The organism is Glycomyces buryatensis, from assembly GCF_004912275.1.
Classification (GTDB): Bacteria; Actinomycetota; Actinomycetes; order Mycobacteriales; family Micromonosporaceae; genus Glycomyces; species Glycomyces buryatensis.
On the sequence record NZ_STGY01000007.1, the window covers coordinates 35,168 to 57,983 of the forward strand.

25 protein-coding genes, 1 tRNA gene and 1 pseudogene are annotated in these 22,816 nt (G+C 67.1%); 13 read left to right on the forward strand and 14 right to left on the reverse strand.

Annotation, left to right across the window (positions count from 1 at the left end):
• Window positions 1-34 precede the first annotated feature (34 nt).
• Window positions 35-1,375, forward strand: coding sequence for a dipeptidase (locus FAB82_RS02325; protein WP_136532932.1), 1,341 nt, complete (start codon window positions 35-37; stop codon window positions 1,373-1,375).
• Between the two features lie 54 nt (window positions 1,376-1,429).
• Here FAB82_RS02325 and FAB82_RS02330 read toward each other — a convergent pair whose 3' ends face one another.
• On the reverse strand, window positions 1,430-2,425 hold the full coding sequence (locus FAB82_RS02330) for a M48 family metallopeptidase (RefSeq protein ID WP_136532933.1): 996 nt from the start codon (window positions 2,423-2,425) through the stop codon (window positions 1,430-1,432).
• A 403-nt stretch (window positions 2,426-2,828) separates the two neighbouring features.
• On the opposite strand from FAB82_RS02330, the gene FAB82_RS02335 reads away from it, so the two are divergent.
• The 3 genes from FAB82_RS02335 to FAB82_RS27395 all read left to right on the forward strand — a co-directional run bounded on the left by FAB82_RS02335 (window position 2,829) and on the right by FAB82_RS27395 (window position 4,091).
• Window positions 2,829-2,902, forward strand: a tRNA-Arg gene (locus FAB82_RS02335).
• 101 nt (window positions 2,903-3,003) lie between these two features.
• Window positions 3,004-3,732 carry a hypothetical protein gene (locus FAB82_RS02340; RefSeq protein WP_211116325.1) on the forward strand — a complete coding sequence of 243 codons (729 nt, stop codon included), beginning with the start codon at window positions 3,004-3,006 and terminating at the stop codon, window positions 3,730-3,732.
• A 41-nt stretch (window positions 3,733-3,773) separates the two neighbouring features.
• Window positions 3,774-4,091, forward strand: coding sequence for a winged helix-turn-helix domain-containing protein (locus FAB82_RS27395; protein WP_211116326.1), 318 nt, complete (start codon window positions 3,774-3,776; stop codon window positions 4,089-4,091).
• Between the two features lie 197 nt (window positions 4,092-4,288).
• On the opposite strand, the gene FAB82_RS02345 is transcribed toward FAB82_RS27395, so the two are convergent.
• From FAB82_RS02345 to FAB82_RS26830, 7 genes are all read right to left on the reverse strand, one after another.
• A complete protein-coding gene (locus FAB82_RS02345; RefSeq protein WP_136532934.1) occupies window positions 4,289-5,443 on the reverse strand; it encodes an epoxide hydrolase family protein in 1,155 nt (384 codons plus the stop codon).
• On the reverse strand, window positions 5,440-5,895 hold the full coding sequence (locus FAB82_RS02350) for a MarR family winged helix-turn-helix transcriptional regulator (protein ID WP_136532935.1): 456 nt from the start codon (window positions 5,893-5,895) through the stop codon (window positions 5,440-5,442). Before FAB82_RS02350 ends, FAB82_RS02345 begins: the two co-directional genes overlap by 4 nt.
• Window positions 5,892-6,509 (reverse strand): type 1 glutamine amidotransferase family protein, encoded by a 618-nt coding sequence (locus FAB82_RS02355; protein ID WP_136532936.1) that lies wholly within the window; start codon window positions 6,507-6,509, stop codon window positions 5,892-5,894. The genes FAB82_RS02350 and FAB82_RS02355 overlap by 4 nt, the downstream gene beginning before the upstream one ends.
• Before the next feature lie 409 nt (window positions 6,510-6,918).
• Entirely contained in the window at window positions 6,919-7,143 is a 225-nt protein-coding gene (locus tag FAB82_RS02360; protein WP_136532937.1) for a hypothetical protein, read from the reverse strand.
• Window positions 7,144-7,617, reverse strand: a complete 474-nt coding sequence (locus tag FAB82_RS28285; protein ID WP_281276838.1) for a hypothetical protein — start codon at window positions 7,615-7,617, stop codon at window positions 7,144-7,146. It abuts the gene before it with no gap.
• Window positions 7,601-7,924 (reverse strand): DUF4158 domain-containing protein, encoded by a 324-nt coding sequence (locus FAB82_RS28290; protein WP_136532939.1) that lies wholly within the window; start codon window positions 7,922-7,924, stop codon window positions 7,601-7,603. The genes FAB82_RS28285 and FAB82_RS28290 overlap by 17 nt, the downstream gene beginning before the upstream one ends.
• A 141-nt stretch (window positions 7,925-8,065) precedes the next feature.
• On the reverse strand, window positions 8,066-8,236 hold the full coding sequence (locus tag FAB82_RS26830) for a hypothetical protein (protein WP_168801384.1): 171 nt from the start codon (window positions 8,234-8,236) through the stop codon (window positions 8,066-8,068).
• Window positions 8,237-8,622: 386 nt separating this feature from the next.
• On the opposite strand from FAB82_RS26830, the gene FAB82_RS02375 reads away from it, so the two are divergent.
• Together FAB82_RS02375 and FAB82_RS02380 are read left to right on the forward strand one after the other, a co-directional pair.
• Window positions 8,623-10,434 (forward strand): ABC transporter ATP-binding protein, encoded by a 1,812-nt coding sequence (locus tag FAB82_RS02375; protein WP_136532940.1) that lies wholly within the window; start codon window positions 8,623-8,625, stop codon window positions 10,432-10,434.
• On the forward strand, window positions 10,431-12,221 hold the full coding sequence (locus tag FAB82_RS02380) for an ATP-binding cassette domain-containing protein (RefSeq protein WP_136532941.1): 1,791 nt from the start codon (window positions 10,431-10,433) through the stop codon (window positions 12,219-12,221). The genes FAB82_RS02375 and FAB82_RS02380 overlap by 4 nt, the downstream gene beginning before the upstream one ends.
• A 71-nt stretch (window positions 12,222-12,292) precedes the next feature.
• Here the strand turns inward: FAB82_RS02380 and FAB82_RS02385 are convergent, their stop codons facing one another.
• Together FAB82_RS02385 and mshB are read right to left on the reverse strand one after the other, a co-directional pair.
• Window positions 12,293-12,955: an MgtC/SapB family protein gene (locus FAB82_RS02385; RefSeq protein ID WP_168801385.1), complete on the reverse strand. Its 663-nt coding sequence runs from the start codon at window positions 12,953-12,955 to the stop codon at window positions 12,293-12,295.
• A gap of 69 nt (window positions 12,956-13,024) precedes the next feature.
• Window positions 13,025-14,023, reverse strand: coding sequence for an N-acetyl-1-D-myo-inositol-2-amino-2-deoxy-alpha-D-glucopyranoside deacetylase (gene mshB / locus FAB82_RS02390; RefSeq protein ID WP_136532943.1), 999 nt, complete (start codon window positions 14,021-14,023; stop codon window positions 13,025-13,027).
• Window positions 14,024-14,228: 205 nt separating this feature from the next.
• On the opposite strand from mshB, the gene FAB82_RS02395 reads away from it, so the two are divergent.
• The 3 genes and pseudogenes from FAB82_RS02395 to FAB82_RS02405 all read left to right on the forward strand — a co-directional run.
• Window positions 14,229-15,035 carry a hypothetical protein gene (locus FAB82_RS02395; protein WP_136532944.1) on the forward strand — a complete coding sequence of 269 codons (807 nt, stop codon included), beginning with the start codon at window positions 14,229-14,231 and terminating at the stop codon, window positions 15,033-15,035.
• 29 nt (window positions 15,036-15,064) lie between these two features.
• Window positions 15,065-16,972, forward strand: coding sequence for a fumarate reductase/succinate dehydrogenase flavoprotein subunit (locus FAB82_RS02400; protein WP_136532945.1), 1,908 nt, complete (start codon window positions 15,065-15,067; stop codon window positions 16,970-16,972).
• Window positions 16,969-17,742, forward strand: a pseudogene (locus tag FAB82_RS02405) (succinate dehydrogenase/fumarate reductase iron-sulfur subunit); the annotation flags it as partial. The gene FAB82_RS02400 and the pseudogene FAB82_RS02405, both read left to right, overlap by 4 nt.
• A 205-nt stretch (window positions 17,743-17,947) precedes the next feature.
• Here the strand turns inward: FAB82_RS02405 and FAB82_RS02410 are convergent.
• From FAB82_RS02410 to FAB82_RS02420, 3 genes are all read right to left on the reverse strand, one after another.
• On the reverse strand, window positions 17,948-18,376 hold the full coding sequence (locus tag FAB82_RS02410; protein ID WP_136532947.1) for an organic hydroperoxide resistance protein: 429 nt from the start codon (window positions 18,374-18,376) through the stop codon (window positions 17,948-17,950).
• 153 nt (window positions 18,377-18,529) lie between these two features.
• Window positions 18,530-18,976, reverse strand: a complete 447-nt coding sequence (locus FAB82_RS28295; protein WP_136532948.1) for a MarR family winged helix-turn-helix transcriptional regulator — start codon at window positions 18,974-18,976, stop codon at window positions 18,530-18,532.
• Between the two features lie 163 nt (window positions 18,977-19,139).
• Window positions 19,140-19,706, reverse strand: a complete 567-nt coding sequence (locus FAB82_RS02420; protein WP_211116327.1) for a TetR/AcrR family transcriptional regulator — start codon at window positions 19,704-19,706, stop codon at window positions 19,140-19,142.
• A 115-nt stretch (window positions 19,707-19,821) separates the two neighbouring features.
• Between FAB82_RS02420 and FAB82_RS02425 the strand changes: the two genes are divergently transcribed.
• From FAB82_RS02425 to FAB82_RS02440, 4 genes are all read left to right on the forward strand, one after another.
• A complete protein-coding gene (locus FAB82_RS02425; protein WP_136532950.1) occupies window positions 19,822-20,244 on the forward strand; it encodes a hypothetical protein in 423 nt (140 codons plus the stop codon).
• Between the two features lie 71 nt (window positions 20,245-20,315).
• The gene (ychF, locus tag FAB82_RS02430) at window positions 20,316-21,389 is read left to right on the forward strand and encodes a redox-regulated ATPase YchF (protein WP_136532951.1); all 1,074 of its coding nucleotides are present in this window, start codon (window positions 20,316-20,318) and stop codon (window positions 21,387-21,389) included.
• 54 nt (window positions 21,390-21,443) lie between these two features.
• The gene (locus FAB82_RS02435) at window positions 21,444-21,680 is read left to right on the forward strand and encodes a hypothetical protein (RefSeq protein WP_136532952.1); all 237 of its coding nucleotides are present in this window, start codon (window positions 21,444-21,446) and stop codon (window positions 21,678-21,680) included.
• A gap of 14 nt (window positions 21,681-21,694) precedes the next feature.
• Window positions 21,695-21,937 carry a hypothetical protein gene (locus FAB82_RS02440; protein WP_136532953.1) on the forward strand — a complete coding sequence of 81 codons (243 nt, stop codon included), beginning with the start codon at window positions 21,695-21,697 and terminating at the stop codon, window positions 21,935-21,937.
• A 62-nt stretch (window positions 21,938-21,999) separates the two neighbouring features.
• Here FAB82_RS02440 and FAB82_RS02445 read toward each other — a convergent pair whose 3' ends face one another.
• Complete coding sequence (locus FAB82_RS02445; RefSeq protein ID WP_136532954.1) at window positions 22,000-22,356, reverse strand: pterin dehydratase; 357 nt, start codon at window positions 22,354-22,356, stop codon at window positions 22,000-22,002.
• Window positions 22,357-22,816 lie beyond the last annotated feature (460 nt).

Sequence of the window (22,816 nt, forward strand, 5' to 3'; positions counted from 1 at the left end):
GCCTGAGTGTAAACCGGGCCTATCATTGCGCTTCATGAGCGATGTTGTGAATGCGGTGCGCGCCGCCATGCCGGCCGTGCGCATCGATCTGGAAGCACTGGTGCGGATCCCCGCAGTGGCCTTCGAAGGACTCGACCACGAGCCGGTCCGACGCGGCGCCGACGCAGTGCAGCGCCTGCTCACCGACGCGGGCGCGTCCGAGACCAGGCAGATCCGGCACGGCGAGGGCCAGCCGAGCGTCTACGCCCACTTCCCCGCCCCGGCCGGGCAGCCGACCGTGCTGCTGTACGCCCACCAGGACGTCCAGCCCGTCGGTGACCTCGCGCGCTGGGACCAGCCGGACCCGTTCGAGGTGGTCGAGCGGAACGGGCGCCTGTACGGGCGCGGCGTCGCCGACGACAAGGCCGGCGTGATGGCGCACATCGCGGCGCTGCGGGCCTATGGCGGGAAGCCCCCGGTCGGCGTCAAGCTCTTCATCGAGGGCGAGGAGGAGTTCGGCTCCCCCACGTTGGAGGCGCTGCTGCGCGAGCACCGCGAGACGTTGAGCGCCGATGTGGTCGTCATCGCCGACTCCACGAACTGGAGGACCGAGGTCCCGGCGCTGACGACGACCCTGCGCGGCGTCATCAATGTCTACGTCGAGGTCGCGACGGCCACGGGCGCGGTCCACTCGGGCATTTTCGGCGGGCCGGTGCCGGATGCGCTCACGGCGTTGGCCCGGCTCATGGCGACCCTCCACGACGATGCCGGCGACGTGGCCGTCGCGGGGCTCGTCACCGGGCGCGGCTCCGATCTCGACTACGACGAGGCGAGTCTGCGCGAGGAGGCCGGCATGCTGGAGGGCACCGAGTTCATCGGGACCGGGCGGCTGACCGAGCGGATGTGGTCCAAGCCGACCGCGACCGTCCTGGGCATCGACTGCCCGGGCGCGGCGGAGGCGGCGAACGCGCTCCAGCCGACCGCGCGGGCGAAGGTCTCGTTCCGGCTCGCGCCGGGCGATTCGGCCGCGAACGCCGTCAAGGCAGTGTCGGCCCACTTCGAGGCGAACGCGCCCTGGGGCGCCCGGGTCACCGTCACTCCCGAGGGCGGCGCGGGCGACCCGTCGGCCATCGACTCGACCGGACCGGCCTTCGACGCCGCCCGCGCGGCGTTCGCCGAGGCCTGGGACGGGACGGCACCGGTCGAGATCGGCATCGGCGGCTCCATCCCGATGATCGCGACCTTCCAGGAGCTGTTCCCCGAGGCCGCGATCCTGGTGACCGGCGTCGAGGACCAGTACTCGAACCCGCACGGCCCCAATGAGTCGCTTGACCTGGGCATGTTCGAGCGAGTGTGCGTCGCCGAGGCGCTGCTGCTGGCCAAGCTCGCGAACTGAACGGACGAGAACGGGGCCCGGACAACGGTCCGGGCCCCGTTCTCTCGTTTCGGGTCAGAAGCCGTCGCGGAGCTTGCGCAGCAGCTTCGCGAGGGGGTCGCCGGAGTTCTCGAAGATGTCCTTGTACGACTTGGCGGCGGCCTTGGCCTCCTGCGTGAGAGACGCGTCGGCGTCGGCGTCGCGCTTCGGGTAGTCCCCGCCGAGGTACTGGCGGTACTCGCCGTCGTCGATCCAGTTCTTGAGCGAGGCGGCGCGGGCGACCGAGAAGTCGTGGCTGCGCTGCTCCAGCAGCATGAGCTTGAGGAAGGAGTCGCGCAGGTCCCCGCCGGTCTCGAACTCCTTCGCCTGCTCCAGGAAAGCGGCGGTGTCCACGTCGCTCAGATCGCCGCCGCCGGCCATCTTCGCCATCACGCGGATCGCGGCGGCCGGATCCTGCACCGCCAGCGCGCCGGCCCGGTCGGCCGACAGCTCGGACTTGCGCTGCCACTCGTAGAGGGCGGCGGTGATGACGCGCAGTCCGACGACGCCGACGGGGATCCAGGCGACGGAGGTGGTCAGGCGCACCAGCACCATGAGGATGGTGCGGTAGAGGCCGTGCCCGGAGAGGGCGTGGCCGAGCTCGTGGGCGAGCAGGAACCGCAGTTCGGTCTCGTCGAGCAGGTCGATCGAGCCGGAGTTGATGACGATCATGGGCTTGTCGATGCCGATGCACATGCCGCCGAGGTCGGGATTGCGGGTGATGTAGAGCTCGGGGAGCTCGCCGTCGGCGTCGAGGGTCTTGGCGACTTCCAGGTAGGCGTCGTAGACGCGCGTGTACTGGTGCCGGTCGGCGCGAATGGCCGAGCCGAGGAAGGTCAGGCGCAGGGCCCGCTCGGAGATCATGGACGAGAGTTTGCGCAGGACGACATCGAATCCGCGCAGCTCCCGCAGGGCCACCAGGGCGCCCCGGTCGGCGGGGTGCTCCCAGGCGCGGGTCGATATGCCGCGCAAGGTGACCGGTTCGCGAGGGTTGTCCCTCGGCTCGATCTCGGCTGGCTGCTGGTCGGACATGGCCGCTCCTCACCGTTCGTCTGCGGCCAGTGTGACACAGGGCGCCCACCTCTGCGCGACGGAGCGAGCACGAATCCGACACACCAACGGCCACAACAAACCCGACACTACGGACTCCCAGGTCATCGCCGGTGTATCGGACCAAAGTGGTTGAGCCGCAAGGTATTCCGTCCAATGTCGAACATGGCAGAAAACTAGACATTGGTAACAACTTGGCGACAACACGCCGCGCGGCGCTTGACACTCGCGCAACGGACGACTACTCATTGACTTGGGTCAGCAATTCCGGGGCGTCGTGAAGAATCGTTTGGGGTGTTCTTCCGACGCCCCGTATCCGTGTGTCCACCCCAGGCCGGGTATTCTTGCGCAGGCGGCGGGGGCTCCGAAAGAGACCCTCCACCGGGCGCCAGTAGCTCAGCTGGATAGAGCACCGGACTTCTAATCCGACGGTCGCAGGTTCGAATCCTGCCTGGCGCGCAACGTTCGCCCAGGTCAGAGGCTCAAATCGTCTCGCGAGCATCCTGTCTGGATCAGTCGTGGTACGGAATGTGGTACGAACCTGCTTAAGGTCGTACCACATGGCCAAGAAACCGACTCCGCTCCACGAACGCGGCACCATCAAGGAGCTCCCCAGCGGGTCACTGAGAGTCACCGTCTACGCAGGCACCGACAAGGCGACCGGCAGAAGAAGCAACCTCACCAGGACTGTTCCGGTCCCCAAGAACCCTTCCAAGAAGCAAGTCCGCGAGGCGTGGCAGGAAGCCGAAAAAGCCCGGCGCGGTCTCGTCAGCACGGTCGAGGAACGGCGGCACCCCCGCACCAAGGCCACCGTCGACGAACTGCTCGACAAGTACCTCGACATCTCCCCCGCCCAGCGCGAAGTCGAACCCGAGCACATCAAGCACGAGCAGAACCGCGCCCGCAACCACATCCGGCCGCTCATCGGCGAAGTGAAGATCGCTGAGCTCGATGCCGAGGTCTTCGACAGTTTCTACAGCGAGCTGCAGCGGTGCCGCCGCCACTGCACCCGCAGCAAGCGCCTGGTCGACCACCGCACCGAGAATCCGCATCAATGCGACGGTCGGTGCAAGCCCCATGAGTGCAAACCGCTGGGGGCTTCCACGGTCCGCTCGATCCACACGATCCTCTCCGGGGCACTGAAACGCGCCGTCCGATGGAAGTGGCTCTCGATCAGCCCCATTGCCGAGGCCGACCCGCCGCCGGCGTCGACGTCCGCACCGTCACCGGCCTCCTCGGCCACGGCGGAGGCGGCACCACCACCCTCCGCGTCTACAGCGCCTTCGTAGACGAGGCCGCGCAACGCGCGGTCGACCTCACCGCAGCCCGCATGCCGCAATTGCCCGCCGCCGCACATCTGATGCTGACCAACAGCCAGGCTCTGGCAGTCCCCGAGACCCCGTCAGAACCGTATGAGCACATCGCCCGCGACATTCTCGGCGCGATCCGGCTCGGAATGCTCGCCCCTGGCGCGCGGCTTCCAGCGATGGCGGCCCTCGCCGAGCGCTACGAAGTCGCCGTCTCGACGGTGCACCGCGCCGTCGACCTGCTCAAGCAACAGGACCTGGTCACCGCCTCACGCGGCGTCCCGGCAACCGTCGCCACCGAGGCCGATCTGATGCCTCGAAGCTCGACCACGCAGGAATAATCATCCACACCACAACTAGGCCCTCTGGTAAGAAACGTGTCACCAGCCGCAATAAGGGTGTATCCGCTGCTCAGTCTCCTCGAGGTGTAGTCGAGCTCGGCTACGGTGTGCTCGCCGTACTCCGGGCACGTCGGTGATGACCTGCGCGTCCAGTCCGGGCCGGAGGCGCTTCCCGTAGAACAGGTCCGCTCGAGCGGTCAGGTCGCGAGTGAGGATGAGGAACCAGTCGATCCGGTGTCGCGGTGGGCGTTGAAGAATCGCCGCATGTCCTCGGCGAGGATCGACGGCACTTGGTGCGCCGGGTGATGCCCGCCGGTCCGGTAGGAGTTCCACGAGACGATGCCGGCATGGTCCCGTTCGGCAAGCGGGCGGAGGGACTGGAACATGTCGCTGTCGAAGACGGCCACTCCGAGGGGGACGGTGGTGGGCCCTTCGGGCTGATCGGCGTGGCGCGGTTCGAAGTAACCGGTCAGCGCGGACGATCCCGCGGTATTGGTCAGCCAGTAGATCATCGTGTTGGTGAGGATGTAGTCGTCGCTGACGGTTTCGTCGAACAGCTGGAGGTTCCAGGCGAGCTGCCCGGCGGGAGTATCGCTCAGGGCATGGGCGAGTGTCTGCGGCTGCGTGGACTGCAAGGCGAGGTAGGCACCGGATTTGCGCAGGAATCGTTCGGAGCGCTCCAGCCGCGCGAGGTCTGACGCGGACAGCCCGGCGAGTTCCCGGCGATCGGCGGAGGGCAGTGAGAACGTCTGTGTCACATGGACCGCGGTGACGTGCTCGGGATCGACGCGGCCGAGCTCGAGGGAGATCATGCCTCCGACGTCATTGCCGTGCGCGCCGTAGGTTCGGTAGCCGAGCCGGTGCATGAGTTCGGCCCAGGCGCGGGCGATCCGCTGCCGATTCCAGCCGGGCTCGCGGATCGGTCCGGAGAACCCGAATCCGGGGATCGAGGGGACGACCACGTCGAAGCCGGTCCCCTGGTCCGATCTGTGCGACGTCAGGAGGTCGATGACATCGAGGTATTCCACAACGGACATCGGCCAGCCGTGGGTGAGGATCAGCGGAAACGTTTCAGGGGCAGCGGAGCGGACGTGGAGGTAGTGGACGTCGATGCCGTCGATGCGCATGAGGGACTGCGGGTAGGCGTTGAGGGCCGCTTCGTGGTGCCGCCAGTCGTAAGAGTGCCGCCAGTAGTCGACGAGCGCGCGCACTCGGTCGAGCGGCACCCCGCAGTCGTGGGCGGCCGGTAGGTCGGCGGAGAAGCGCGTGCGGCGCAGGCGCTGTGCGAGTTCGTCCAGCTCGGACTGGTCGACGCTGACGCGGTAGGGGCGCGGTTCGGCGCCGGCCTTCACCTGGCGTCCTCGCGCGTTTCCAAGGTCTCCAAGGTGTCTGAGAGTTCCCGCAGCCGGAGGTGGATCTCAGAGGCCAGGTCGTCGCCCAGCGCCTCGCACATCCGATCGGCGAAGGCGGCGTGGGCGGGTTCGATCCGCTGTACGGTCTCCCGGCCCCGTTCGGTCGGCGCGACCAGTTTGGCCCGTCGGTGCGCGGGGTTGGGCAGGTACTCCACCATGCCGTTGTCGGCCAGGATGTCGGCGATGCGTTGGACGGCCTGGCGGGTGATGCCCATCTGGCGTGCGATGCCGGCCACCGGAAGCGGGTCCTTCAGGACCGCGCCGAGCACTTGCCAGTGCGCCGCGGTCAGGCCGACCGGCCTGGCCAGTCCCTCAGCGATGTCGAGGAACTGGCCGTTCAGTTTGAACACGGTGAGCGCCATACCCGAGAGCAGTTCCTGGCGGTCGGTCATGCCGCCTCGCCCACCAGCTCGAAGTATCCGGCCGGGTCGCCGAGGCCGTACAGCTTGTACCAGGAGGCCAGGACTTCCGGCGAGTACAGCTCGAGGGCGGCGAACACCTCGCGGGCGAAGTCCACGGGCGCCGTGCCCGAGGCGGTGATGAGCCCGCGGTCGGTGACCGCCGGGACGTCGCAATAGAGGTCGGCGCCCTTGGAGCCGAATGCCTCCACGAATTCTGGGGCATTGCTGGTGTGGCGCCGGTCGTCGAGCAGGCCTTCGGCGGCGAGCCCGCCGGTCGCTCCGCAGATGGCCGCGAGCGGGACGCCGACGTCTAGGAACTGGCGGGCCTTCTTGGCGAAGGCGTCGTTGCCGCCGGTGAGCCAGGTGTCCGCGCCGGGGAGGATCAGCATGGCGCTGTCCTCGGCGCGGAGCTCGTCGAGCGTGAGGTCGGGCGTGATCGTCATGCCGCCCTTGGTCCGGACCGGCGCTCGGCTCGCGCCGACGGTGCGGACCTGATAGCGGCCCGGCTCGCGCTGCCAGTCGCCGTTGTTGATGTGGGCGGTCGCGTAACCGACCTCCCAGTCGGCCAGGGTGTCGTAGACGGCCATGTGCACATGTTGCGTCATCGCGGGTCTCCTTCTCGAATTGTTGACAACAGTCTGTCATATTGACAGCATGTTGTCAAGTGACGATCTGTGGCGTCGATCGCTTCGGGACACCGCGACCGGAGCAGATCCGGCCGAAATAGCGAAGCCGCGGGACGCGGGACCAGCAGCAGGCTGTCTTGGATCGGCGGGCCGATTGCTCTGCACAGAGAGGGAACTTCATCGCGTCTGAGGTTGTCGGCCCTCTGGTAAGAAACGTGTCGCCAGCCGCGACGTCCCACTTTCGGGCTCGGTTCCAGGTGAGGCGGACATTGGCGGGCCAGGTGGCTGGGTCTGCGGCGTCCATGCACGGACCGCATCAGGCTCGTTGAGCTGCTGATTCATTGTGTCCTTTCACGACAGTCATGATCAGTCACGACCGGTCACGGTATCAGCGATGCCACCGTTTGGTGTGCCGGATGGCGCGGAAGCCGGGGATGGCCCAGCGGGCGAACAGCCGTTCACCGGGGTCGGGCGAGACGAGCATCGGCATGCCCAGGGGCGGCCCGAGGTCGATGGCGGCGCCTTCGGGTAGGACCTCGAACGAGGTGTCCGCGTAGTAGGCCTCCAGTCCCGAGTCGACGGGGAACTGCCCGTAGGCGAGCACGAAGCCCATCTAGTGGTGGAGCCGCCATGCCTCGTCCAGCATCCCCGCCCCCATGCCTTTGCCGCGGTGGTCGGATTCGACGCACAGGCCCTGGACCTTGGCAACGAGCGTAAGGGAGACGAGGGCGCGGTAAGGGCTGACGCCCTGGGCGTGGGCCTGGGCGAAAACGTTGCCGGGCGGGAAGACCTTGATGATCCCGCCGATGTGCCCGCTGGAGTCGACGGCGGCCATGAGGGCGACCATCTTGACGATGGCGAGCCTCGGCTCGCCGTGGCCGGCCGCGCCAAGTCGGCCCACCACCCGGAAGCACAGCGCCCGCTCGGCGCGGTGCAGCGCAGACCGCACGATCCGCTCGACACGGCTGTCCGTCGGTGGCTCCACCTTCTGCTCGCGGCAGTGCGCCAGGAACTCCGAGGTCACCTGCTCAGGGTGGCGCTCGGACTGGCAGACGTTGTCGACCAGCCAGTCAGTGAACTTCTCCATGTCCGGGTCGGTGAACTCGCGGAAGCCCAAGTGGGACCGGATCTGCGACTTGGAACCGGTTGGTCCGCCCCTCCCACTCGTACAAGGCGATCTCGGAAGGCTCAACCTTCACCTGCGTAGCGATGAACTCGATCGCGTCCTCGGCCAGCTCGGAGCGGCCGCGGGGGAACCGGCCGTAGAGGGTGTAGAACTTCAGCAGCAGCGCGAACCCGAGCCCGGTTGCACCCGACTTGTTCCCGACCAGCAGGCGTTCGTCTTCGAGAAGGGTCCAGTGATCAACAAGCTCGTCAAGGCGATCAAGGCTCATGCCATGACCAACGAGCCGCCCTCACATCGGGTCACTGCCTGAGCCTCGGCTACTTTGCCGCTCACGACACGTTTCTTACCGGAGGGCCTATCCGCAGCAACCTCGCCGCTTGGCGCGGCCGAACCAACGAAACGGGCCCACCTACTTCGGCGCGAGGCGAATCAGCTTCTTAACGCTCGTCAAGCCGATGCCGTACCGCTCGGCCAGCACCGACTGCCGTACACGGGACCGATAGGCAGCGACCAGGGCCTCGATCTCGGCCGGGGTCAGGCGCTGGTGCAGCGAACGGGGCCGGTGGGTGTTCTCGGCCAAGGCGGGACTGGACGCAACTCGGTCGATCGGCGCCGCCAATCGCCGTCCCAACGCCTCATACAGGGCGACAACCTGCGTCAACGTGTCGAATACGTGACCATCCGGGGCACATAATATTGATAACGGTAAATATATATCAGGTCTTTGGAGGCCGGTGACCAGCAGAATTGTCGACCTTCCGGCGCGATCGATTGCCCGCCGACAGTGCGTCAGGAGCTGAGCACCATCGCCACCCCGATCCCAACGGATTTCACCGCGGCATCCAGATCCAGGCGACCTTCATTGTGGAATGCGCCTTCTTTTCAGTTGCGGCGGACGCGGCGCGGTGGTTCAATCTCTTAGAAAACGCTTTCTACCCTTTCCCTTTCCCCTTGTCTGGACTGCCCTTGCGACGCTTTCACTCCCTCGTCCGCGACCGTCTGATGTTCTTGCGGCTGCTACGGCATGCCGGCCCCACCGTGGTCACCGGCCTGGTGGCCGTCGGCCTGGTCAGTGCCGTCTTGCCGGCGCTCGCGGCGGCAGCGACCGGTTGGCTGCTGTCGAGCCTTTCCGGCGACTTCACCGCTCCGCTCGTGGCGGTCGGCGGGCTGCTCCTGGTCGGGCAGGGCTGCCAAATTGCGTCCGGGCTGATCGGGCTGGCGGCCACCAGCCGCGTCGACATCGCCCACCGCGCCGAGGTCGCCAAGGTGGCGACCGGGACGGCGACCGTGGACGTCATCGAACGGCAGGACACCCAGGACCTCCTGGGGACCGCCCGAGCGGACCTCGGCGAGTGGGTGGAGAAGACGCCTGGGCAAGGGGCCGTCGCCGCGCTGCGCATCATCTTGCAGTACTTCGGCCTCACCGCCTCCGCCGTGGTCGTCGCGGCATGGTCCCCCTGGCTCGTGCCAGTGCTGATCGTCCCGGCACTGGCAGTCCGCGCTCACGCCATTCGCCTGTGGAAGCGGCGGTTCCAGAACTTCGTCGACGGCATGGAGCACCACCGCCGTTACCGATATTGGGGCGAACTGCCGATGAACCGCTCCGAAGCCAAGGAGATGCGGATCTTCGGCCTGACCGAATGGGCGATCGGCAACCATCAGCTCGAACTGCACCGCCACCTGGACGACGAGTGGACCCACAACCGCACCATGGTCCTCGCGCAATGGATGCAGACCGCCGCCTCCCTCATCCCGCTGGCAGGAGTGTTCTGCGCGGTCGGCTACGCCACGGCCGTCCAGGGCAGCCCGGTCGGGGTGGCGAGCGCCGCCCTCTCCGCGGGCTGGGGCATCTTCACCGCCATCGCCAACCACGGCGAGACCATCAATATCGAAGGCTCGCGGGCCAGCCTCAAGGCATTGGCCGAACTCCGGGAACGCCTCGAGCCAGAGAAGCAGGACCGGTCACTGGGGACCATCGACTCGGATGGGCCGCCGCTGGTCCGCTTCGTGGGCGTCGAGTTCGGTTACGACGAGCGCACCCCGATCATGAAGGGCCTCGATCTGGAGATCCGTCCCGGCGAGACCCTTGCCGTCGTGGGGTTCAACGGCGCGGGCAAGTCCACGCTGATCAAACTGCTCGCGGGCGTCTACCGCCCCACCGGTGGCGGCATCACCGCCGACGGCGTCGGCACTGCCGAGATCGAGCGGTGGAACGCGAAACTGGCGATCGTGTTCCAGGACTTCGTGAAATACCACCTGACCGTCGCCGAGAACATCAGCCTGGGCTTCCCTGGCCCCGCCGATCCGGAGCTCATCGGCAAGGCCATTGAGGATGCCGGGTTCGGCGACGTGGTCGCGCGGCTCGACGCCGGCGCCGACACTCCCCTGGACCGATCCCGCGACCGCGGCACCGACTTCTCCGGCGGACAGTGGCAGCAGCTGGCGCTCGCCCGGGCGCTCTATGCGATCGGGCGCGGCGCGAAGATCCTGGTGCTCGACGAGCCCACCGCCCACCTGGACGTGCGGACCGAGAAGGCGCTGTTCGACCGGCTGGAAGGCCTCACTGACGGGATGACGACCATCCTTGTCTCACACCGGCTCTCGACCGTCCGCCGCGCCGACCGGATCGTCCTGCTCGCGGACGGGAAGGTCGCCGAGTCCGGCACTCACGCCGAGTTGACGGCTCTCGGCGGCGACTACGCGCACATGTACCGCCTGCAAGCCGAACGCTACAAATCCGGATACGACGATCGACTGGAAGCGGGTGAACTCCGATGAAGCAGCTCCGAGCGTACGCACGGATGCATCGCGAACTGTTCGCGATCAGCCTCAAGCGCGAACCGCGGATCACCGTCGGGACCATGGCCTGCCTGGTGTTCGGCGCGATCGCGTTCGCCGTCACCGGCCTGTCCATGAAGTACGTGGTCGACTCCATGGTCGAGCGCGACGCCACCGCGGCGATCATCGCCGCCTTCCTGGCGGCGCTGTCGTTCACTTTGGACCGCTCGATCTCCGGCGTCTATTACATCCTGCAGCGGGAACTGATCGACAAGGTCGGTCACATCGACCTCGACCCCGCGATCATGCGGGCCGCCGGCACCCTTCCCGAAGTCGACCACCTGGAGCACACCGAGTTCCTGGACCGCATGACGGCCCTGCGCAACAAGGCTTGGGCGGTCATCTGGTCGACCCTGCTCGTGGGCGAGGCCTGCTCGATGGCGCTGCGACTGCTGCTGGCCCTGGCGATCCTGGGCACCACCAGCCCGTGGCTGCTGCTCATGCTGCCGTGCGCGGCGGTCCAGCTCATCCTGGACCGGCGCGGCCAGGCCCACGAGAAGCAGTCCGAGCTCGATCTGGCCGAAGACAAGCGGATCCAAGACCACCTGTTCGAACTGTGCCTCAGCGCCTCCGCGGGCAAGGAGATCCGCTCCACCGGCGCCGCCCCCGAACTGCTCGAACGCTACGGCGCCGCGGCCGACCGCGCCCGAACCACCCGCCTGCGCGGCCAATTCACCGGCAGCCTGTGGCGCATCGCCGGTTGGTGCGTCTTCGCCATCGGATTCACCATCTCCATCGGACTCGTCATCGCACAAGTGCAACGCGGCACCGCCACCGCCGGCGACGTCATGCTGGCCGCCACCATCGGTGCGATGCTGCGCGAGGTCGTCTCGCGGGCGGTCTCGTCCGCCGCCGGCGCCACGGGCACCATCCGAGTGCTGGAGCCGTACCTGTGGCTGCGCGAATACGCCGAAGAGCACCGGGAGACCGGAGAGCGGAAGCCCGCGCCCGAGCGCCTGACCGACGGGATCCGGCTTCGGAACCTGCACTTCACCTACCGGGGCACCGAAACACCCGCCGTCGAGGGGGTCTCGGTCGACCTGCCCGCCGGGTCGGTTGTGGCCGTCGTCGGCGAATACGGCTCGGGCAAGACCACCTTGATGAAGCTCCTCGCCGGGCTGCACCGCCCCAGCGCCGGGGCGATCGAGGTCGACGGCACCGATCTATCCGAGATGGACATCGAGTCCTGGCGCTCATCCATGAGCGCGACGTTCCAGGATTTCGGCCGCTACCACACCACCTTCGCCGAAGCGATCGCCATCGGCGACCTCCGAGGCGGCAGTGCCGCCGCCCTGGACGCCGCCGTGGCCGCCGCCGACGCCGACAGCCTCCGGTCACGACTGCCCGACGGCGACCAGACCCAGCTCGGCACCCGCTTCGGCGGCGTCGAAATCTCCGAAGGCCAATGGCAGAAAGTCGCACTCGCCCGCTCGTGCATGCGACCCGCACCGCTGCTGTTCCTCCTCGACGAGCCGACCGCCTCACTGGACGCCCCCAGTGAGCAGGCGGTGTTCGACTCGTACATGGCCAGGTCCAAGCAGATCGCCTCGGCCACCGGTTCGATCACAGTGATCGTCTCCCACCGGTTCTCCACCGTGGCCGGGGCCGACCTGATCCTGGTGATGAAGCACGGTCGGCTGATCGAGTCCGGCGGCCACGATGCACTGCTGTCCGCCGGCGGCACCTACGCCGAGCTGTACGGCATCCACGCCGCCTCCTACTCCTAAGCGGATCGCTGACGACCTGCGGCAACGTGTTCGAATACGCGACCATACGGGGCGCTCTGTCCCCAGGCCGGTCATTGATCCTTGAACGTGGCTCCCGCTATCCCTTCGTCCTCGATGAGCTGGGCGGTCAGGTCCGCCACCGATCCCCGCCCATGGAGGGTGAGGACGGTGCTGCGCTCACCGTCGCCGTCCCGGCGCTCGGCGCTGATCTCGATCACGGTGAACCCCTCGTCCGTGCAGGTGGACAGCGCATTGGTGAGCGCCCCGGCCGAGGTGTAGACCAGGTGGAGCCGGCCGGAATGCAGGGCGTGCTTGGCGATCACCCGCTCGATCGGGTTCAGGCCGGTGACGACGATCAGGTGGAGCGCGGTCACCGCCGTCGCCAGCGCCGGCAGTCCGGCGGCGCAGGCCATCGCGAGCGCCGTGGTCACCCAGATCGAGGCGGCCGTGGTCATGCCGAACACCAGGTTGCGATGGAAGAAGATGACGCCCGCGCCGAGGAAACCGATGCCGGTCACCACCTGGGCGGCGATGCGAGTCTCGTCGATCCCCGTAGCCCCGTCGAGGAGGTCGAAGCCGATGCGTCCGGAGAGGACGAACAGGGCCGAACCGGCCGCGATGAGCGCGTGCGTGCGCATCCCGGCGGCCTTGCCCTGGTATTCGCGTTCGGCGCCGACCAGGACGCCGAGCGCCGTCGCCAGCGCCAGCAGCCCGAACTGTTCCCAGAAATCCACACGGCCTCCCTGGATCGCGGCGCGTACACCCGACTCCTGGGATTACCCGGGCGGCGGTGCGCTCAATCCTCAGGAGAGCAGGTCGGACTCCCAGCCGTTCGGGCCGTCGGCCGTGCCGCGCTCGCCCTTGACCAGGCGGTAGTGCTCCTCGGCGAGCGACTGCGGGCCGAGCTGTTCGCCGAGGACGTCGAGCCAGTCGCCGGGGGCGACCTGGGTGGGGTAGGCGCGCATGGCGGCGCGCTTGCGTTCGGCGGCGTCGGGGCCGCCCGCGATCAGGGCGTCGACCTCCTCGTCGGGGGCGCCGAACGGCAGGTCCTCGACGCTCTCGACGCCCTCGAAGGGGTTGTCGGTGGCGCCGGCGAAGGCGTCGAACTGGTCAGCGAGGACGCTGCGGGGCAGGGTGGTCCAGTAGATCTTGCGGATCTCGTGCGCGGCCCCGAGTTCGGGCCGCCAGGCCGGGTCGGCGGCGAGTTCGGCGCCGCTCATGGCGACGCGGTGGGCCTGGATGTGGTCGGGGTGACCGTAGAAACCGTTGGGGTCGTATGTGACCAGGACTTCGGGGCGACGCTCGCGCATGATGGAGACGAGGTCGGCGGCGGCGGTGTCGACATCGGCGCCCCAGAAGGCGCGCGGGTGGTCATTGGTCGGCAGCCCCATCATCCCCGAGTCCCTCCAGCGGCCGACGCCGCCGAGAAAATGGGTGTCGGTGACGCCGAGCGCCGCCGTGGCCTGGCGATACTCCCAGTAGCGGTAGCCGCCGAGCTGGTCGGCCTGATCGGCGGCGAGCTGCGCCAGCTGGGGGACGCGGACCTCGCCCTCCTCGCCGAGCGTGCAGGTGACGACCGTGACGTGCGCGTCGGACCTGGCCGCGTAGTGGGCGAGGGTCGCGCCGGTGCCGACGGTCTCGTCGTCGGGGTGGGCATGGACGAACAGAATGACGCGCGCACCCGGGTTGAGGCCGCCGGAGTCGTGGTGAGCAGAGTCGTCGTGGGCCGAGTCGTCGTGGGCCGAGTCGTCGTGGGCCGAGTCGTTGTGAACAGGGTCGAGACGGGCACCGGATTCACTCATGCCCCAAGGGTAGCCGCGGGGTCTGACCACACCGGCATTCATCAGCCACACGCGACTCACGCAAAACCAATAAACGTATAGTTCCAGTAAGAATAAAGCTCGCGATTGTGATGAACCCCATGCACTTTGCGCCGGGCGCTGGCGTTATCCTGCGCTGAGCGAGCACTAGCCCGTGCCGTTCGACAGATCGCGCGAAGGGGCGCTGATGACCACGACCGAAGACACCGCCGTCTCTCCACCGCCGCGCGCCGCCATCACCCCACGCAACCTCAGGACCGACTCGTGGATGCGCGGACCGATCCTGACCGTCGTCGGCATCACCATCTGGGTCGTCTACGCGACCTTCCGCGTGTTCTACCAGGGCGACTACTGGGTCCCCGACTACCACTACCTGACGCCGTTCTACTCCCCGTGCGTCTCCGAGGGCTGCATCCCCGACTCCGCCCACTTCGGACGGTTCCTGCCCGACAGCCCGCTCATCCCCTACGCCGCAGTGAGCCTGCCGTTCCTGCTGGCCTTCCGGCTCACCTGCTACTACTACCGCAAGGCCTACTACCGCTCGTTCTGGCTCTCCCCGCCCGCCTGCGCCGTCCCCGACGGGCACGCGAAGTACACCGGCGAGACCCGCTTCCCCCTCGTCGGGCAGAACCTGCACCGCTACTTCTTCTACGCGGCCTTCCTCATCTCGGTGATCAACACCTACGACGCGATATTGGCCTTCCACTCCCCCGAGGGCTTCGGCTTCGGCCTGGGCAACCTCGTGCTGCTGGCCAATGTGGTCCTGCTGTGGTGCTACACCTTCGGCTGCCACTCGTGTCGCCACGTGATGGGCGGACGGCTGAAGCACTTCTCCAAGCACCCCATCCGCTACCGACTGTGGACGATCTCCAGCGCGCTCAACAACCGCCACATGATGTGGGCGTGGATCACGCTCGCCTCGCTGGCCCTGACCGACTTCTACGTCATGTCGGTCGCCGCCGGCTGGATCGACGACCTCCGGTTCGTTAACTAACACGGCATCAACTAGGTAGGCAGCCACCAATGAGCGAATCACTCAACGACGTCGAGCACCTGGCCTGCGACGTCCTCATCATCGGCGCCGGCGGCGCCGGACTGCGCGCCGCCGTGGAGGCCCGGCTCGCCGGCAAGAGCGTCATCGTCATCTCCAAGTCCCTGTTCGGCAAGGCGCACACCGTCATGGCCGAGGGCGGCGCCGCCGCCGCGATGGGCAATGTCAACTCCAAGGACAGCTGGCAGGTGCACTTCCGCGACACCATGCGCGGCGGCAAGTTCCTCAACAACTACCGGATGGCCGAACTCCACGCCCAGGAGGCGCCCGCGCGGATCTGGGAACTGGAGACCTACGGGGCCCTGTTCGACCGCACCCCCGACGGCAAGATCAGCCAGCGCAACTTCGGCGGCCACGAATACCCGCGGCTGGCCCACGTCGGCGACCGCACCGGCCTGGAGCTCATCCGCACCCTCCAGCAGAAGCTCGTCTCGCTCCAGCAGGACGACGAGGCCGCCGGCGAAGGCGAGGAGAAGCTGCAGGTCATCGACGAAACCACCGTCACGGAACTGTTCGTCGAGGGCGGCGCCGTCAAGGGCGCCTTCGGGTACCGGCGGAACACCGGGCGGTTCATGGCCATCGCGGCGCCGTCGATCGTACTGGCCACCGGCGGCATCGGCCGCTCCTTCAAGGTCACCTCGAACTCCTGGGAGTACACGGGAGACGGCCACGCGCTGGCGCTCAGGGCGGGCGCGTCGCTGATCAATATGGAGTTCATCCAGTTCCACCCCACCGGGATGGTCTGGCCCCCTTCGGTTCGCGGCATCCTCGTCACCGAGTCGGTGCGCGGCGACGGCGGCGTCCTCAAGAACTCCGAGGGCAAACGGTTCATGTTCGACTACATCCCCGAGGTGTTCAAGGCGCAGTACGCCGACAACCCCGACGAGGGCGACCGCTGGTACACCGACCCCGACACGAACCGCCGGCCCCCGGAGCTGCTGCCGCGCGACGAGGTCGCCCGGGCCATCAACTCGGAGGTCAAGGCGGGCAGGGGAAGCGAGCACGGCGGGGTGTACCTCGACATCGCCTCGCGGCGCAGCGCCGAGTACATCCGCAAGAAGCTGCCGTCCATGTACCACCAGTTCAAGGAGCTGGCGGACGTCGACATCACGGTGGAGCCGATGGAGGTGGGCCCGACCTGCCACTACATCATGGGCGGCATCGAGGTCGACGCCGAGACCACCGTGTCCAAGGTCGAGGGGCTGTTCGCGGCCGGTGAGGTGTCGGGCGGCATGCACGGCTCGAACCGGCTGGGCGGCAACTCGCTGTCGGACCTGCTGGTCTTCGGCAAGCGGGCCGGCGAGTACGCGGCCGAGCGGGCCTCGACGGTGGAGCCGCCGAAGCTCACCGATGCGGAGCTGACCGCGGCCGCGGCGGACGCGTTGCGCCCGTTCGAAAACGACGGCGAGAACCCGTTCGAGTTGCAGGCCGCCATGCAGGCGATCAATGGCCGGCTCGTCGGGATCATCAGGCGCTCGGGCGAACTCGAAGAGGCGCTGGAGGAGCTGGAGGCGCTGCGGCCGCGCATCGAGGCGGTCTCGGCGACCGGCGGGCGGGCCTACAACCCCGGCTGGCACCTGGCGCTGGACCTGCGCAATATGCTGCTGTGCTCGATCGCGACCGCCAAGGCCGCGCTGGAGCGCGACGAATCGCGCGGCGGGCACACCCGCGAGGACGCGCCGGGCTTGGACCCGCAGTGGCGCAAGACGAACCTGGTGGCCGAGCTCGACGGCGAGAGCATCGCGCTGCGCCGCCAGCCGGTGCCGACGATGACGCCGGAGCTGCTGGGGCTCTTCGAGACCACGGAACTGGCCAAGTACATGACCCCCGAGGAATACCAGGCCTCCTCGACCGAGGAAGGGCAGGAGGAATCCGAATGAGCACGCGAACCTTCCAAGTATGGCGGGGCGACGCCGATGGCGGCGACTTCGACGAATACGACGTCGAGGTCAACGAGGGCGAGGTGATTCTCGATGTGGTGCACCGCATCCAGGCCGAGCAGGCCCCGGACCTGGCGGTGCGGTGGAACTGCAAGGCCGGCAAGTGCGGTTCGTGCTCGGCCGAGGTGAACGGGATGCCGCGCCTGATGTGCATGACGCGGATGAACCTGTTCGAGGAGTCCGAGACGGTCACGATCACGCCGCTGCGGACCTTCCCGGTCGTGCGCGACCTGGTCACCGACGTCTCGTTCAACTACGAGAAGGCGCGCGAGATGCCGGCGTTCCGCCCCCCGGCCGACGTGAAGCCCGGCGAGTACCGGATGAGCCAGGTCGACGTCGAGCGCAGCCAGGAGTTCCGCAAGTGCATCGAGTGCTTCCTGTGCCAGAACACCTGTCACGTGGTGCGCGACCACGAGGACAATAAGGAGCCGTTCTCGGGCCCGCGCCTGTTCATCCGCGCGGCCGAGCTCGACATGCACCCGCTGGACGACCGCGATGACCGTCGCGACCAGGCACAGGACGAGCAGGGCCTGGGCTACTGCAATATCACCAAGTGCTGCACCGAGGTGTGTCCCGAGCACATTCACATCACCGACAACGCGATCATCCCGATGAAGGAGCGCATTGCCGGGGACCGGTACGACCCGCTGGTGTGGCTGGGCCGCAAGATCTTCCGCAAGGGAAAGCGCCCCGAGGACACGACCGCCGCGCAGACGAAGACCGAATAGGAGCCGCAGACGCCGGGGGTCTGTCGCACCCCGGCGTCATTGTTGAATCGGGGGTCCCCAGGACGCCCGTTTTGATAGCTGACACCCTGATTTGCCGGCATTTGCACGAGGGTGCGCCGGGAGCCGCTGGCTCCCGGCGCACCCTCGTCGGCTTCTGGTCGACTGCTAGGCGGGTGTTTAAGAACCCCTAGTCGTCGGCGGCGGTGACGAGGTCGATCTCGACGTCGATATTGCCGCGGGTGGCGTTGGAGTACGGGCAGAACTGGTGGGCCTTGGCGACGAGCTCTTCGGCGATCGCGCGCGGCTGGCCGGGGACGGCCACCTCCAGGATGGCGTTGAGGCCGAAGCCCTCGCCCTGCTTGCCGATGCCGACGGCGGCGTTCACGGTCGAGTCGCCGAGGTCCACTTTGGCCATCCGGGCGATCGACTGGAGCGCGCTGTGGAAACAGGCGGCGTAGCCGGCCGCGAACAGCTGCTCCGGGTTGGACTTCCCGCCGGGGCCTCCCAGTTCCTTCTGGATGGCCAGGTCGAGGTCGATGAGCCCGTCGTCGGTGGCGACGTGGCCGTTGCGCCCCTCGCCGGACGAGATGGCATTGGCGGTGTAGATCGCTTGCATGGTGTCTCCCTAAGCGGTGGTTTCTCGGAGGTGACTTCTCAGTGGTGGTTTATCTGTCGTGGTTGATCCGTGGTGGTCGCCCGGCAGCGATGGCGGGCGCGGTCGCGGTCGCCTGGCGGCGGTTGGTACGTGGTGGTTGCGAGTTGGTGACTGCTAGGTGGTGGTCTCGGTGCGCCCGTGGAGGGAATCGGTGAGTTCGTTCAGCTTGTCGCGCAGGGCGAACAACTCCTCGACCGACAGGTTCGAGGCGTCGGCGATCGTCAGGGGGATCGCGCAGCCCTCGCCCTCCAGGGCGGAGCCGGCTTCGGTGAGGTGGACGGTGACCCGTCGCTCGTCATCGCTCTCGCGCCGCCGCTCCACGAGCCCGGCGGTTTCGAGGCGCTTGATCATCGGCGAGAGCGTCCCCGAGTCGAGGTACAGCGCCTCACCGAGGGCGGAAACGGACCGGCCGTCCTCCTCCCACAGCGCCATGAGCACGAGCAGCTGCGGATAGGTGAGACCGAGGCGGTCGAGCAACGGGCGGTAGTACCCGGTGACCGCCCGCGAGGCGCTGTAAAGCGCAAAACAGGCCATATCGCGAAGTCTCGGTTCCCCGTGCATGACCATAAATCTAGTACACAACTAAGTTGTGCACAACTAAATCGAGTGTGATGTGCCTATGTTTTATGGGGGACCCCTAGGCGCAATCCTCCGTCACGGGTCCGATAAGACGGCCCACCTGGCGAAGTTATCCACAGGCCGACTTGAAAAACTTCCGTTCGCATCAGTCGAAGCGGAGCTTCCTCGCGATCTCGCGCAGTGCCGCCTCCGGGTCGGCCATGACCTCGGGCGAGAAATTCCCCGCGATCGCAAGCTCCGCGAAGCCGTGCACCAGCGACCAGGCCGCCAGCGCCGCCGGCCGGTATCCGAGTGCGTCGCCTTCCGTATCCGTCCGATCCGCTCCGCGGTCGAGCACCGCCCCGGACCGAGCCGCGGCCCGCCTGAGCTCCGGGTCGTCCTGGTGGGTGAGCTCGGGGCGGAACATCACCTCGAAATGGGCGCGGTTGTCGATCGCGAAGCGCACGTATGCGACACCCACCTCCGCGAAGTCGCCCGTGGCCTCCCACACCCCCTCCAGGGCGTCGGCGAAACGATCGAAGCCCTCGGCCGCGACAGCGGTCAGCAGGCCGGCCTTGTCGCCGAAGTGATGGGCGGGGGCCGCATGCGAGACGCCGGCGCGCTTGGCGACCGCGCGCAGGCTGAGCGCGCCGGTTCCGGTTTCGCCGATCGCCTCGACTGCCGCATCGATCAGGGCCCGGCGCAAGTCGCCGTGGTGGTACGCAGTGTTCACGGCACCCACTCTAACGCGAATCTTGACAGTGTCAGGTAACACTCGATCCATAACTTGACAGTGTCAAGTTCTAGTCGTAGTTTGAGAAGCGCGACAACACCGAGAGAGGTACCCCATGTTCGAATCATCCATCGCCCTCAGCGACGCCTCCCGCGTCCTGGCCGGAATCGTCCTGCTCACCGTCATCACCATCGAGTTCGGCGGCACCTTCCTGGTCCGCGTCGTGAGCGGCAAGGTGCCGATGACCGAATTCCAGAAGTCCTTCGCGCGCGCCGGGCACGCCCACGCCGGAGTGCTCGTGACGCTCAGCCTCATCACGCTCGTCCTCGCCGACGCCACAGACCTGACCGGGGCCTGGGGCTGGATCTCTCGAATCGGCGTCCCGGCGGCCGCGATCCTCATGTCCGGTGGATTCTTCGCCGCGATGGCCGGGTCGGGCCGCACGAGCCCGAACCGGGCGATCGTGATCCTGTGGGCCGGCGCCGCGAGCCTCGCGGCCGGAACGCTGAGCCTCGGGATCGGCCTGCTGACCACCTGAGCGGTGAGCGCCCGCTCGATCCGAGGTCGCGCCGCGAGGGCGCGACCCGGACCCGCCTAGACTTGACCCTCGTGAAACTCAGCATCGGTATCGTCGGCCTGCCCAACGTCGGCAAGAGCACGCTGTTCAACGCGCTGACCCGCTCGGAGATCCTGGCGGCGAACTATCCGTTCGCCACGATCGAGCCCAACGTCGGCGTGGTCGCGGTCCCCGACTCGCGGCTGCCGAAACTGGCCGAGATGTACGACTCGGAGAAGATCCTCCCGGCCACGGTCACGTTCGTGGACATCGCGGGCCTGGTCAAGGGCGCCTCCGAGGGAGCGGGCAAGGGCAACCAGTTCCTGTCGAACATCCGCGAATGCTCGGCCATCGCGCAGGTGGTGCGGGTCTTCGAGGACGGCAACGTCACGCACGTCGACGGGCGCGTCTCGCCCCTGGACGACATCGAGACCATCAACACCGAGCTGATCCTGGCCGACCTCCAGACCATCGACAACGTCCTCGTGCGCCTCGAGAAAGAGGCCCGGATGGACAAGACGAAGGCACCGAAGGTCGCCGCCGTCAAGGAGGCCCAGGCGCTTCTCGACGAGGGCAAGACGGTCTTCGCCGCCGGCCTCGACACCGAACTGCTCTACGACCTGCACCTGCTGACCGCCAAGCCCTTCATCTACGTGTTCAACGTGGACGAGGACCAGGTGGGCGACGAGGAGCTGGCGACCAAGCTGCGCGCCCTGGTGGCCCCGGCGCAGGCCGTCATCCTCGACGCGAAGTTCGAGTCCGAGCTGATCGACCTCGAGCCCGAGGAGTCGCGCGAGCTGCTCGAGTCGACGGGCCAGACCGAGCCGGGCCTGGACCGCCTGGCCAGCGTCGGCTTCGTGACCCTGGGCCTCCAGACCTACCTGACCGCCGGCCCCAAGGAGACCAGGGCCTGGACGATCCTCCAGGGAGCGACCGCCCCCGAAGCCGCCGGCGAGATCCACACCGACTTCCAGCGCGGCTTCATCAAGGCCGAGATCGTCTCATTCGACGACCTGATGGACGCGGGGACCATGCAGGCGGCCAAGGCGGCCGGCAAGGTCCGCATGGAGGGCAAGGACTACGTCATGGCCGACGGCGACGTGGTCGAGTTCCGCTTCAACGTATAGCCCGCCGTAAATCAATAGTTGACAGGACAACCTGTAAATGATAAGTTTACAGTCATGGAGATTAGGCAGTCAGCCCGCAAGCACGGAATCTCTGACTACTCGATCATCCACGCATGGGAGAACGCGCTCCGCACCGTCGAGTATGAGTACGACGGGGAGGAACGGTTGCTCATCATCGGCGCTGACGAGTCGGGAAACCTGCTCGAATTGGTCGCTTTCCCCGCCGACGAGCCCACGCGCATCATCCACGCCGATCGACTCCGTCCGAAATTCTACGACTATCTCCGCTGAGGAGGGTGATCCAAATGACTACCAAGCACCGCATCGATGCGACGGGCCTCGACCAACTCGACCCCGCCATGTCGCCCGCCCGAGACGCGACCCACTTCCGCAACATCATCGCTGCGCGCAAGCGGATCGCCAACGCTGAGGCCGAGCTGCGCGAAGCCGTCCAGGCTGCCCGTGCCGCAGGGGATTCCTGGACGGTGATCGGTGCCGCGCTCGACACCACCCGACAGAATGCCTACCAGCGCTTCGGCAAGGCCTGAGGGCAGGAACGGCGAACGGGCCCCGGCACCGCCGGGGCCCGTTCGGCGCAGTTCTTCAGTCTTCAGCTTCGCCGGAGCCAGCGGGTGAAGCGGCCCTTGGCGAGGTCGGAGTCCTCTTGGGCGGCGATATCTCCCGCGATGGAGATGTAGGCGCTCTCGACGCGTCCCGCGAAGGTCACGTCCGGAAGGCCGAAGCCACCGTCCCTGGTGAGCACGATGAGGGTGGCCTGTTCCGAGCGACTCACGTCCGGTCGGACGTTGAGAGTGTCGGCGAAGATCTTGATCTGTTCGGCGAGTTCGGCATGCTGGGATTCATCGAGCGGCAACGTCCGCCTGAGGCGGCCGTCGTCCGCTACCCAACCGTTGAGCTCGCTGAGCGCATCCAGCAGCACGTTGTCGTCTTGCTCCGTTCTCCCCATATGGCACCATCGCCAGCTGTAAAGGCCGCGCTCCTCGAGGAGCTGCCCTGTCATAACAGAACGGCGGCCGATCAGTAAGGTTGATATACATTCGGCTCCGACGGACACAGGGTGCGTTCGTGTCTGAATTGTCGCCGTATCTTTATCATTTCTGAACCGAGTGTTCCCCTTTGCCCAGCGTCTGTCCAGGGCGTCATAAGCGACATTTCGGGTTTATCGGATTTTCTGGGGCAGTTCTTGTCTGTTTTAGTGCTCGTGGGCACTATTCCTGACCGTTAGTCCCAGGAGAATTCATCCGAACGGCTGAGCAAGGGGTCACACATAACTTGATTACGGCCCGTAACTTCATCCTAAAATGAGTACATACCGTGATATTTCGCTCTTATAATGCGGTTTTCAGCTCTCAATAGGGAACACGTTCCGTATGGGAATTCGGTTGCGTTTCAGGGCCCGGTCGGGT